Source organism: Caballeronia zhejiangensis (assembly GCF_022879815.1).
Lineage (GTDB): Bacteria > Pseudomonadota > Gammaproteobacteria > Burkholderiales > Burkholderiaceae > Caballeronia > Caballeronia zhejiangensis.
Map to the genome: position 1 here is coordinate 349,760 of NZ_CP084288.1, position 11,233 is coordinate 360,992.

The 11,233-nt window shown below is 63.6% G+C and carries 10 protein-coding genes and 2 pseudogenes; 4 read left to right on the forward strand and 8 right to left on the reverse strand.

Translation table 11 applies throughout. The features are described 5' to 3' along the window. Positions 1-50: 50 nt before the first annotated feature. A pseudogene (locus LDZ23_RS34485) lies at positions 51-1,050 on the forward strand (NAD-dependent epimerase/dehydratase family protein). 516 nt (positions 1,051-1,566) lie between these two features. Here LDZ23_RS34485 and LDZ23_RS34490 read toward each other — a convergent pair. After that, positions 1,567-1,737, reverse strand: a pseudogene (locus LDZ23_RS34490) (cupin domain-containing protein); the annotation flags it as partial. 42 nt (positions 1,738-1,779) lie between these two features. On the opposite strand from LDZ23_RS34490, the gene LDZ23_RS34495 reads away from it, so the two are divergent. Then, positions 1,780-2,172 carry an N-formylglutamate amidohydrolase gene (locus tag LDZ23_RS34495; RefSeq protein WP_008345508.1) on the forward strand — a complete coding sequence of 131 codons (393 nt, stop codon included), beginning with the start codon at positions 1,780-1,782 and terminating at the stop codon, positions 2,170-2,172. 202 nt (positions 2,173-2,374) lie between these two features. Here LDZ23_RS34495 and LDZ23_RS34500 read toward each other — a convergent pair whose 3' ends face one another. From LDZ23_RS34500 to LDZ23_RS34530, 7 genes are all read right to left on the reverse strand, one after another. Beyond that, positions 2,375-3,394 carry an ABC transporter substrate-binding protein gene (locus LDZ23_RS34500; RefSeq protein WP_008345505.1) on the reverse strand — a complete coding sequence of 340 codons (1,020 nt, stop codon included), beginning with the start codon at positions 3,392-3,394 and terminating at the stop codon, positions 2,375-2,377. Positions 3,395-3,418: 24 nt separating this feature from the next. Then, a complete protein-coding gene (locus LDZ23_RS34505; protein ID WP_008345503.1) occupies positions 3,419-4,327 on the reverse strand; it encodes an SMP-30/gluconolactonase/LRE family protein in 909 nt (302 codons plus the stop codon). A 27-nt stretch (positions 4,328-4,354) separates the two neighbouring features. Further along, the gene (locus LDZ23_RS34510) at positions 4,355-5,341 is read right to left on the reverse strand and encodes an ABC transporter permease (protein WP_008345495.1); all 987 of its coding nucleotides are present in this window, start codon (positions 5,339-5,341) and stop codon (positions 4,355-4,357) included. Continuing rightward, on the reverse strand, positions 5,338-6,288 hold the full coding sequence (locus LDZ23_RS34515; protein ID WP_008345494.1) for an ABC transporter permease: 951 nt from the start codon (positions 6,286-6,288) through the stop codon (positions 5,338-5,340). Before LDZ23_RS34515 ends, LDZ23_RS34510 begins: the two co-directional genes overlap by 4 nt. After that, entirely contained in the window at positions 6,285-7,766 is a 1,482-nt protein-coding gene (locus tag LDZ23_RS34520; RefSeq protein WP_008345493.1) for a sugar ABC transporter ATP-binding protein, read from the reverse strand. Before LDZ23_RS34520 ends, LDZ23_RS34515 begins: the two co-directional genes overlap by 4 nt. Positions 7,767-7,799: 33 nt before the next feature. Beyond that, positions 7,800-8,834: a substrate-binding domain-containing protein gene (locus LDZ23_RS34525; RefSeq protein WP_008345492.1), complete on the reverse strand. Its 1,035-nt coding sequence runs from the start codon at positions 8,832-8,834 to the stop codon at positions 7,800-7,802. A 284-nt stretch (positions 8,835-9,118) separates the two neighbouring features. Further along, on the reverse strand, positions 9,119-9,466 hold the full coding sequence (locus tag LDZ23_RS34530; protein WP_033535656.1) for a hypothetical protein: 348 nt from the start codon (positions 9,464-9,466) through the stop codon (positions 9,119-9,121). Positions 9,467-10,024: 558 nt separating this feature from the next. On the opposite strand from LDZ23_RS34530, the gene LDZ23_RS34535 reads away from it, so the two are divergent. Both LDZ23_RS34535 and LDZ23_RS34540 read left to right on the forward strand, forming a co-directional pair. Next, positions 10,025-10,204, forward strand: coding sequence for an MbtH family protein (locus tag LDZ23_RS34535; RefSeq protein WP_008345490.1), 180 nt, complete (start codon positions 10,025-10,027; stop codon positions 10,202-10,204). 24 nt (positions 10,205-10,228) lie between these two features. After that, a complete protein-coding gene (locus LDZ23_RS34540; protein ID WP_033535657.1) occupies positions 10,229-11,125 on the forward strand; it encodes a cupin-like domain-containing protein in 897 nt (298 codons plus the stop codon). Positions 11,126-11,233: the final 108 nt, after the last annotated feature.

Below are 11,233 nucleotides of genomic sequence, written 5' to 3' on the forward strand. Positions count from 1 at the left end.
TGTCCGCGAAGGGCGGAGAATGGCGTCATCGACAACCTGGGAGGCGTGACATGGCGCAAGGCGAAACGGTTCTGGTACTTGGGGCGACGGGCGGCATCGGCGGGGAAGTTGCGCGGCAATTGCGCGATGGGGGCTGGCGCGTGCACGGGCTGCGGCGTGGCGCGGGGGCATCGAAGGGCGACGGCATCGAATGGATTCACGGCGACGCGATGAACGCGGCCGACGTGATGCGCGCGGCACAGGGCGTATCCGTGATCGTGCACGCGGTAAATCCGCCAGGCTATAAGCGCTGGGCCGAACTGGTGCTGCCGATGACCGACAACACCATCGCGGCGGCGAAGGCGCAGGGCGCTACCATCGTGTTGCCGGGCACGGTCTACAACTTCGGGCCGGACGCGTTTCCATTCATCGACGAAGACGCGCCACAGCATCCCGTCACGCGCAAAGGCGCGATTCGCGTGGAAATGGAAGCGCGTCTGCAACGCGCGAGCAAGGAAGGTGCGCGAGTGCTGATCGTGCGCGCGGGCGATTTCTTCGGGCCAAGAGCGGGCAATAACTGGCTCGCGCAAGGACTCGTGAAGCCAGGAAAGCCGGTGGCGAAGGTCAGCAATCCGGGTGCGCGTGGCATCGGGCATCAATGGGACGTATCTACCCGATGTCGCTCGCACGATGGTTGAACTGCTTGCGCACCGCCATTCGCTCGATGCGTTCGCGCGCTTTCACATGAGCGGTCATTGGGACGAGGACGGCACCGGCTTTGCCGACGCGATCCGTCGCGTGGTCGCGCGGCGCACCGGGCGGGCGCCCGCTGTCGTCGGCTTTCCGTGGTGGCTGCTCGCGCTTGCCGCGCCGTTCAACGTAACATTCAGGGAGCTTCAGGAAATGCGCTATCTATGGACGACGTCCGTGCATCTGAATAACGCGCGGCTCGTGCAGACGCTCGGCCACGAGCCGCATACACCGCTGGACGTGGCCGTCGAAAAGACGCTAATCGGCCTCGGATGTCTCGCGCCTGATGTTCGAGCTTCGCTATCGAGCCTCGCTCCGTAAAGCGAGCGGCCGTTAAGATCCCCGCAGTACGTGAGCCTGCCGTCCGGCTAAGCATTCTGGCTTCCGCGCAATGCGGACGATGCTCGACTGGTAGCGTATTCAGGAACGGGTTCGCTCGGCTCGAAACTGTCGCACGACGAAACCTTCGAGCCCGCCCCACGAATCGCGTGTGCCTGACCGAGGGTGATTCTTCGGGCGGTTGATTGTCTTGCCCCCTTCTCAAAGGCATATCCTGAAGATGGTGACCTGAGATGTTCTTGAAGGCGGACGGAAACGCAGACGATTAGTTGCGCTCTGTGTTTCCTCGCGATTGTCGCCGGTTCACCAGCCATGGCCGAGTGGCAGGCGCCGGGCTGTTTCGACCGGCACATGCCTTGTGTCCTCAAGCGAATCGCCGGTGGAACTACCTGGCCCCACACAAGAGCGGACGTTGAACTGGAATCGACGCAATCGCGCCCTCGGAGAATCGCCCGTCTCCGCCCGCCACGTCTCACCGGTCATACCCCGGTGGCCGGCTCAAATCCACTGGTCGTTCGCGACAGTACGCTCGCTTGCCGCGCCGTCGCCTGTGTTCACGACACCTCGCGGCTCGATAAGCAGCAGCTTGACTTCTGCGTTTGCACAGGGCTTGTGCTCGACTCCCTTCGGAACGACTCCCAACTGTCCGGCACGTCGTATCACGACGCCCTTCAGGAAGAGCTGACGCGCCTGCGCAGCCAGCATCGGAATGTGCTGCTCTGGGAAGCGCACTCGATCGCGAGCGTGCTGCCGCGCCTTTTCGAAGGCAAGCTTCCGGACTTCAACATCGGTACGCAGGATGGCCGCACCGCCGCGCCCTCCGTGCAGGAAGCAATACAGCGCGTCGCAGCGGCGAGTCCGTTCACATGGATTGCGAACGGCCGCTTCAAGGGCGGCTTTATCACGCGGCACGCCGGCGCGCCGCAGGACGGCGTGCATGCGGTGCAACTGGAGATGTGCCAGTCCACCTATATGAGCGAAAACGCACCGTTCCACTATCTGCCCGAGGTCGCGAAGAAAGTGGAGCCGGTGGTACGCGGCATGGTGAATGGCGCGCTCGACGCAATCGTCAAGCTGACTGCGAACGCCTCGCGGGCGAAATGAGCGCGAGACGTCCTTGCCGCAGGACGTCTCGGCAATACCTTCTGAACACCACGAGCAGAGACGCTCTGGCCAATACACGCTTGCCGAGCTTCATCAGCGCTCGGAGCAGGCGATCAGGCTGGCGGGCGACGAGCCAACCGCATTCAACGCGCCGTGTACCCGCAGATTCATTCGTCGTGTTTCCATCTCCGATGATACGTGCCTACTTCTTCCCATCCACGACGGCGACGACCTCGTCGCGCGTGTACTCCTTGTTCGCCAATGCACCAACCGGCGTTTTGGCCAGCACCGCGTCGAGTTCCTCCGGCTTCACTTCCAGAACCGGCATACGGATGTCGTGCGGCATCTTCTTGCCGGCGAGAAGCTGCTGCGTCACCCAGAAGGCGAACGAGGACGCGCCCGGCGGAATCGTCACCGACATCGTCTCGTAACCGCTCTTCTTCTGTTCGGCCCACCAGGCGAGTTCTTCCTGCCGGTTGCCGAGAATGATGATCGGCGTCGGCCGCCCCGCGGCCTTGAGCGCCTGCGCGGTGCCGAAGCCGTCGCCCCCTTGCGTGAGCACGCCGTCGACCTTCGGCAAAGTCGGCAGGATGCCCGCGACCTGCTTCTGCGCGACGGTCTGCGTCCAGTCCCCGTGCACCGAACCGACGATCTTCATCCCCGGATACTTCTTGAGTTCGTCGACGATGCCCTGATGAATCTCGTCGTCCACGGAGACGCCCGCGAGTCCGCGAATTTCGAGCAAGTTGCCCTTGCCGTTCAGCCGCTTCGCCAAGTAATCGACCTGCATGCGGCCCATGCCCTGAAAATCCACGGCAATGCGATACGCGCACGGCTCGGTTGCGATGCCATCGAACGATACGACCGTCACGCCCGCGCCGCATGCCTGCTTGATGACGCCGTTGAGCGCCGTGGGCGAAACGGCATCGACGGCGATGGCCTTGAAGCCTTGCAAGATGAGATTCTGGATCTGCTGAACCTGCTCTGTCGCCTGGCTTTCGGCTGTCGTGAAGCTGGGCGCCGCCGCGACGACCTTCTGCTTCACGGCCGGATCGGCGACGTTGGCCCAGCTCTTGAGCATCTGCTGGCGCCAGCTATTGCCCGCGTAGTTGTTCGACAGCGCGATCTTCATCGACGACGTATCGCCCGTCGCGACCTGCGCCGACGCGCCCGCCGATGCCGCGACCAGGCACAGCGCCACGGCCAGTGTTGTGATTCTCATGCTCGTCTCCTGTTATTGATGTTTTTACCGTCCCGCGCCACGCACGCCGACATGCAGCGAATAGATCGATGACGTCGCCGTAATGAACAGGCGATTTCGATGGATGCCGCCGAACGTCAGGTTCGCGACGACCTCGGGAATGAGGATCTTGCCGAGCAGCGTGCCGTCGGGTGCGTAGCAGTGCACGCCGTCCTCCGCGCTGGTCCAGACATTGCCGTGCTCGTCGACCCGCATGCCGTCCGGCACGCCGCTCTGCATCTCGATGAACACGCGTCCGTTACGCAATACGCCATCGCCCGATACATCGAACACGCGGATATGACGCGGCGCTTCTTCGTCGTGGGAAGCGGCCGAATCCGCGATGTAGATCTGCGATTCGTCCGGAGAAAACGCGAGGCCGTTCGGCTTCGCGAAGTCGTCGCAGACGAGATGCACACGCGCGCCGTCGGGCGATAGGCGATACACGTTGCATCGGCCGATCTCGCTCTCTGCGCGATAGCCTTCGTAGTCGCTCAAGATTCCGTAGTCGGGATCCGTGAACCAGATGTCGCCCTTCGAATCAACGACGACATCGTTCGGCGAGTTCAGCCGCTTGCCTTCGAAATGCGATGCAAGCACGGTCACGCTGCCGTCGTGCTCCGTGCGCGTCACGCGCCGCGCGCCATGCTCGCAACTCACGAGCCGCCCTTCGCGGTCGCGCGTGTTGCCGTTGCTGTAGTTCGACGGCGCGCGAAACACGCCGACGCCCATTCCCGGCGCCCAGCGCAGCATGCGGTTGTTCGGGATGTCGCTCCAGACGAACAGGTCCGTGGCCGGAAAATAGACCGGTCCTTCCGCCCAGAGGCATTCGTCCGTCACTTTGGAAAGGAACGCGTTCGGCTGCAGCAGCAGCCTGAAACGCGGATCATGCACTTCGAAATCGCTGGGTTTCATGTCTCCTCGTCCTTTGTGGATTGCGTGTCAGCGCGCCGGTTTTCCGCCGGCGGCGACCGTCACCGCGATGATGAGCACGCCGTACACGATGGAGCGCACGCCGGCATCGGCGCCGACCGCGTTGAGCGCGGCGTTGGTGAGAAACAGGAACATCGAGGCGCCCCATACGCCGACGATCGTCGCCTTGCCGCCCGTGACCAGCGTGCCGCCGATCACGACCACGGCGATCGAGATCAGCATGTACTCGACGCCCATATCGAGCGACGCGCCGCCTGATGTCGCCGCGAGCAGCAGGGCCGTGAGCGCCGCGATCATCGACGAAAGCACGTAGGCAAGGCAGCGCGTGCGATGCACGTTCACGCCCGCGAGCCACGCGGCGCGCGCGTTCTGTCCGATCGCCGAAAGCCTGCGGCCATACACGGCGCGATGAAGCAGCACCGCGAGCGCGACCGACAAGGCGAGCGCAACCAGCGCGATATACGGCACGTTGAAGAGCCGGCTCGTGGCGAATGCGCCCAGCGCGGGCGGCGGCGGCGGAAGCTGGCGCCCTTGCGTAATGGCGATCGACTGGATGATGAAGCTCGACGACAGCGTCGCGATGATCGGCGGAATGCGCAGCAGCCGGATCAGCATGTAGTTCGCGATCCCGACCGCGACGCCCACGCCGAGCGCCGCCGCGACGCCGAGCGCAATCTGGCCGTTGGAGCCGCCCATCGCGTGCATGCCGACGACGCCCGCGAGCGCGATCGTCGACGGCACCGAGAGGTCGATGTTGCCGACACCCGACGTGATGACGAGCATCTGCCCGAGACCGACCAGCACCATGAACACGCCGTAGGTGAGGGCCGTCTGCGCGACATTGCTCGCGATGCCGAAGCCGAAGATGCCGACGATACCGAACCACACGAGCACCGTGCCGACGAAAGACCACGCCCAGGGCGCTTGAACGCCCTTCAGCCGTTCCCACGCGGTATCGTTGTTGGCGAGCGCTTCACCGGAAGTCTGCGATTTCATTGCCGTTCCCCGCGTTGCAGCAGCACGCGCAAGGACAGCACGACGATCAGGATCGCGCCCTGCATGCCGACTTGCCAATCCGCCGAGATGTTGAGAAAGGCGAGGAACGACGCCGCGAGCGTGAGCGTGATGGCACCGAGCACCGCGCCGATGACCGATACGCGCCCGCCGACGAATTCGCCACCGCCGAGAATGACCGCCGCAATCGAGAGCAGCGTGTAGCGCAGCGCAAGGTTCGCGTCGGCGGAGGTCGTGAGCCCGAGCAGCGAAAGACCCGACAGCACGCCGAACACGCCCGCGATGCCGTAAAGCGTCGCCTTGCTGCGCACGAGCGACCAGCCGAAGCGCCGCATCGCGCGCGGATTGCCGCCCGCGCCGCGTATGCGCACGCCGGCCGAGGTGCGCATCAGCAGAATGTGCCCTGCGATGGCAATGAGCACCGACCACACGATCGGCGCGGCGATGAACGGCGTCTGATAGCTCATCGCCGTGCCGAGCCAGCCGGGGCTCGCGCCGCCCGGCGAAGGCAGCAGCACGATCGCGAGCCCGCTCCACACGAACGACAGCCCGAGCGTCACGACGATGGACGGAATTTGCCGCAGTTCGATCAGCGCGCCGACGGCTGCATACGCGAGCACACAGGCGACGAGCGCGAGCGCGCCGAGCCACGGCTCCTTGACGAGCAGCGTCGCGCCGATGCACGCGACGAGACTCACGAATGGACCGATGGACAAGTCGAGATCGTTGACGGTGATGATCGCGAGTTGCGCAAGCGTGGCGAGCACGATCGGCACGGCCAGATTGAGCAGCAGGCTCGATCCGAAATAGCTCATCACGGCGGGCTGCATGACGAGAATCGGCACGAGCACCGCGACGAGCGAGATGGCGGGAAGCAGCGCGCGCAGACGCGCTTGCGTGTCCCGGAAGGTGATGCGCGCGGGGGTCATGCGGCCTGCTCCTCGAAGCTCGCAGCGAGCAGCGCTTCTTCCGTGCATTCGTCCGCATGCAAGACGCGCGTGACCGCCGACGAGCGAAAGACATACGTGCGGTCGCAATGCGACAGCTCTTCGTTTTCTGTCGTGTACCAGATGAACGTGCGGCCTTTCGCGGCTTCGTCGTGAACGAGCCGGTAGATGTCGCGCTTGGTGCCTACATCGACGCCGCGCGTCGGATCGTCCATCAGAATGAGCTGCGCGTCCGACGACAGCGCGCGCGCAAACAGCACCTTCTGCTGGTTGCCGCCCGAGAGCGACAGGATGCCCGCGCCCATCGGCGCGCCGCGTATGCCGATCTTCGTGCGCCACGCTTCCACGAGCGCGCGCGCCGCCGCGCGATCGACGAGTCCGCGCTTGCGCTTCGCGCCGCCGAGAAGCCACCGCAAATCGAGATTCTGCGCGATGGACCACACCGGGAACACGCCGTCGCGCCCGCGATCGCCCGCAACGAATGCGGCTTTCATGCGGCCCGCGCCGTGGCTCGTCGCTGCCTCGTAGATGGCGAGCAGCGCTTCGGTCTGGCCTTGGCCCGCGAGTCCGGCGAAGCCGACGATCTCTCCGCGCGATGCCTCGATCAGCGTATGTTTCCTTCCGCCGACGTTCCAGCGGAACGGTTTGTCATCGCTTTGTGCGTTGCGTATGCGGGCGGCGGCCGGCGTTTTCTCCGCTTCCAGATGCTGGCCCATCGCCTGAATGATCGACGCACGGTTCGCCTCGTTGCCCGGCAGCACGCCGACGATGCCGCCGTCGCGCATCACCATCACACGATTCGCGACGCGCTCTATCTCGCCGAGCATGTGCGTAATCAGCAGACAGGTGATGCCGCTCTCTGCCGCGCGCCGGACGAAGGCAAGCAGTTGATCGGCGGTATGGGCATCGAGCGACGAGGTCGGCTCGTCGAGGATCACGAGACGCACGGGCGCGTCCGTCACCGTGAACCCGCGCGCGATCTCGACCATCTGCTGTTGGGTGAGCGTCAGATCGGACACGAGTTCGTTGCCCTTCAGTCCGTTGCCCGGAAAAATCTCTTCGAGCTTGTCGCGCATGAGCGCCGTTGCCGTGCGCCGCCAGCCGCGCCCGCGCAATTTCGGATGCACGATCGTCATGTTTTCCGCGACCGTCAGGTTCGCGCACAGCGAGAGTTCCTGAAAGACGCAGCGCACGCCGGCCTTGCGCGCGGCGTTGGCGTCGTAGTGCGGCGCGCTTTGGCCGTCCACTTCGATACGGCCCTGCGTCGGCGCATACACGCCCGCGAGCACGGCCATGAGCGTCGATTTGCCCGCGCCGTTGTGTCCCGCGATGCCGACGCATTCGCCGCGCGTGAACGCGAAGTCGATGTCCGCGAGCGCGCGCACCCGGCCGAAGGTCTTGCCGACGCCTTCGAAGCGAATCAGCGTGCGCTCGTCCTCTGTATTGATAGTTGCGCCCATTCACATGCCTCCATGCGTGGCGTCATCGAATGCTTATTTCTTGTCGAGCAAGGCCACGGTCTGCGGCAGCGTATAAGTGACGTCGGCGATTCCACCCGGCGGCGTCGCGGCGAGCCTCGCCGGCAACTCCTGCTGCGAGATGGCGAGCAGCGGCACGTTAATGGTGACTTCCTTCGGAATCTTCTTGCCCGCGAGCACTTGCTGCGCCACCCAGAACGCGAACGAGACCGCGCCCGGCGGATTCGACAGCGAGCGCGACTGATAACCGGTCTTCGCCTGCTCGCTCCACCATTGCAGTTCGGGATAGGTGCTGCCGATGACCATCGGCGGCGCGGGACGATTGGCGGCCTTGAACGCCTGCGCGATGCCGAACGACATCTCGCCTTCGGTCGCCACGCCATCGACTTGCGGTAGCGTCGGGAGAATGCCGGCCACAGCCTTCTGCGCGACCGATTGCGTCCAGTCGCCGTTCACCGAGCCGACGAGCTTGAGCCCCGGATGCTTCTTGAGCCCTTCGAGCACACCTTCGTGCATGAGGTTGTCGACGGAGATGCCGGCCACGCCGCGCACTTCCAGTATGTTGCCGTGGCCATTGAGCTTTGTCGCCAGATAGTCGACGCCCTGCTCCGCCCAGCCCTTGAAGTCGAAATTGACGCGATACGCGCACGGCTCGTCGACGACGCCGTCGAACGAGACGACGACGACGCCCGCGGCGCATGCCTTCTTGATGGTGCCGTTGAGCGCGGTCGGCGAAACGGCGTCGATGACGATCGCGTTATAGCCTTGCAGGATCAGGTTCTGAACCTGCTGCGCCTGCTCCGTCACCTGATTCTCGGCGGTCGTGAAAGCGGGCGCGGCCGCGATCTTCTTGTCCGCCACCGCTTGCTGGGCGACGGCGTTCCAGCTCTTGAGCATCGACTGCCGCCACGCGTTGCCCGCGAAGCTATTCGACAGGGCGATTTTTTTCTGCGTGGTGTCGCCCGTTGCGACCTGCGCGTGCGCGGCGCCTGCGAGCATGCAGACGGCGAGCGCGAGCGCGGCTCTTGCCTGCACTCCTTCACGGAACATCGGGTTGTCTCCTTTCATTTTTCTTGTGGAGAGGCGCTGCGCGACTTCATCTACAGCACGCCCCTTCCGGGCGCATCGGGCGCGGTGCCGATGCGACGCTTCCAGTCAGTCTGCTTGATTCGTCCTGCGGTCAGGCCAATCGCGGTGGTCAGGCCACTCGATCGCGGAGCCAGTATAACGACAGTTTCGCGATTCGTGCAATTGCGCGCGTTACCGGTAACAGCGTGGCGCAGCGGCTTCGCCCCGGCTCACCAATCCCGCGGCATTGACGACGTGGATATTCTTCAGGAACGATGCCTCGCCGGGCCGCTTCTCCACATATTCGAGCGCATCGTCGCGTTCGTCGGATGCGGGCGTGTAGCGGTCGCGCCCAAGCAGCACATGATGGGCGATGCCGGCGAGTTCGGGCCGCGCATGCAGATCGACCGTGTAGCCCGTGCCGCGATCACGAAATCGAATTCGAACGTGCCGTCTTCCGCACGCGCGCGCACGCGGTTGTCATCGACGACGGCTTCGTGCCAGGGCGCAGCCAGATGCAGATGGAAGTTCGCATGACGCGCCACGCGTTCGATGGCGTCGGCGGGTGCAGTCGAGCCCGCGCGACGGAACCGCAGCGCCTGGCGCCAGCGCACGGCATCGCGGAAAGTTGTCGTATGCGCCGGGATACGCGCGTGCGCGGCTCACCGGGACCGCAGTCCATGTTTGAAGCACTCACAAACTCGGGCGAGGTGCACAGCGCACGCTCTTTCGAGTTAAGACCGAGTCTGTGCCGGTCTGCATGCAAATGCCGGGCGCTTTGAATTAGAAAACCAATCCTTGATACGCTTCTTTTATTGCGATCGAGGCCATCGGGAAGCGCTTCCATAGCTGCGTACCTCGTCCCCCAAGGGCAGCACACGCGTCACAAGCAACTCGACGTGCCTTGCGCCGAGCGCGATGTGGGCATCGCGCAAAGCACTCGTCACGCGAGACATATCGAACTCGGTAAGGCCCCCGCAATTTCCCTTGCTACCAATCCGAAGCCGATATTAAATAGCGATGCATTCCTCACGTCTTTTGCAAGGTGCTCGTCGCATCGAGTGCGCGCCACGCTCGACGCACGCTATGGCTCTCGCGACACCTCATTCAATGCTAACTCCCGGCGCCTATATTTCGTTGCAATCCGAAGCACGAACGAAGGGAGCAACAGCGTGGACAATCCATTCGACGACGATCAGGGCACATTCCGTGTGCTGATCAACGAATTGCAGCAGCGCTCGCTTTGGCCCGCTCATCTCGAGGTTCCGGACGGCTGGACGGTGGAGTATCCAGATTGCTCACGCAGGCAATGCCTGGACTACATCGAACAGAACTGGACTGCACGGTCCTGATGATTCTCGATCTGGGAGTGGGAAATGGCCAAGCGCATTGTGAAAGTGATCGACCTCGTTCCGGGACGCAGCGTTCAGCTTCCGTCCATCGATAATGAAACGCTCAGACACGGACAATTCTGGAGCGACCATGTCTGCGCTCAGAAACCTGTTGTCATCAGAGGAGCGGTGCGCAACTGGCCTGCTCTCCGGAAATGGAACGCACCCGGCTATCTCGAAGCATTGACGGATAGCGAAGTCGGCATCTCGGATGCGTTCAACGCCTCGCCCACCGGTCTCTGGTATGCAAATCTCCCGAAGCTGAAACTCAATCAGGCCATTACGCGTCTGCGCGACGCAGGGCCGGACGAGACGCATGCGATCCGCGCGCTCCCTATTCCGTCGGAATGGAAACCCGATCTCGGCCATTATGAGTTTCTCGAAAGAGAGCACGATCGACCGCCGCGCGCATATGCACAAGACCGGCTCTTCATCTATCGGAATGCTTCGACCGAATGGCACTACCACACGACCGACGAGACGCTAACCACGCAGATCATCGGCACCAAGCGCATTTCCATGTTCAGGCTGTCCAGTGAAAACTGGCAAGCGTATGCCGTGCCGATCAAGTCCAATCTTCATCACATGAATGATGGCGCGCGCTTCTTTCCCGCGGACGGTGCACTGACGAAGTTCGAAACCACGCTTGCGCCCGGCGACGTTCTCTATATCCCACCGTTCTGGTGGCATGGCGTCGATCCCGCCGATAACGATTTCGGCATCACACTCGCTCATTGTTTCAAAACGCCGCTCAATCGCCTCGGTTCACTGAGCGATCCCGCGGTGAAAGACGTCATCCGCGCGCAGCACAGCGCCATGCTCGCGTTCCGGATGAGAGCGTTCGTCGCCCTCGGTTCGCTTTCGAGGCTCGTGACTTCCTGAGTTTCACATTCATACCCGCGGCCAATCGAGGCGCGTTTGCGTCGCTTTACGCCGCCGCATCAGTCTGACGAACACGCAAGGACCTGTGCCAGATGCAACCACGCGCGA

Bases quoted from the DNA above. Each gene is read 5' to 3' on its own strand.
- LDZ23_RS34505 (WP_008345503.1), bottom strand. From the start codon at position 4,327: ATGAAACCCAGCGATTTCGAAGTGCATGATCCGCGTTTCAGGCTGCTG.
- LDZ23_RS34525 (WP_008345492.1), bottom strand. From the start codon at position 8,834: ATGTTCCGTGAAGGAGTGCAGGCAAGAGCCGCGCTCGCGCTCGCCGTC.
- LDZ23_RS34500 (WP_008345505.1), bottom strand. From the start codon at position 3,394: ATGAGAATCACAACACTGGCCGTGGCGCTGTGCCTGGTCGCGGCATCG.
- LDZ23_RS34540 (WP_033535657.1), top strand. From the start codon at position 10,229: ATGGCCAAGCGCATTGTGAAAGTGATCGACCTCGTTCCGGGACGCAGC.
- LDZ23_RS34520 (WP_008345493.1), bottom strand. From the start codon at position 7,766: ATGGGCGCAACTATCAATACAGAGGACGAGCGCACGCTGATTCGCTTC.
- LDZ23_RS34510 (WP_008345495.1), bottom strand. From the start codon at position 5,341: ATGAAATCGCAGACTTCCGGTGAAGCGCTCGCCAACAACGATACCGCG.
- LDZ23_RS34515 (WP_008345494.1), bottom strand. From the start codon at position 6,288: ATGACCCCCGCGCGCATCACCTTCCGGGACACGCAAGCGCGTCTGCGC.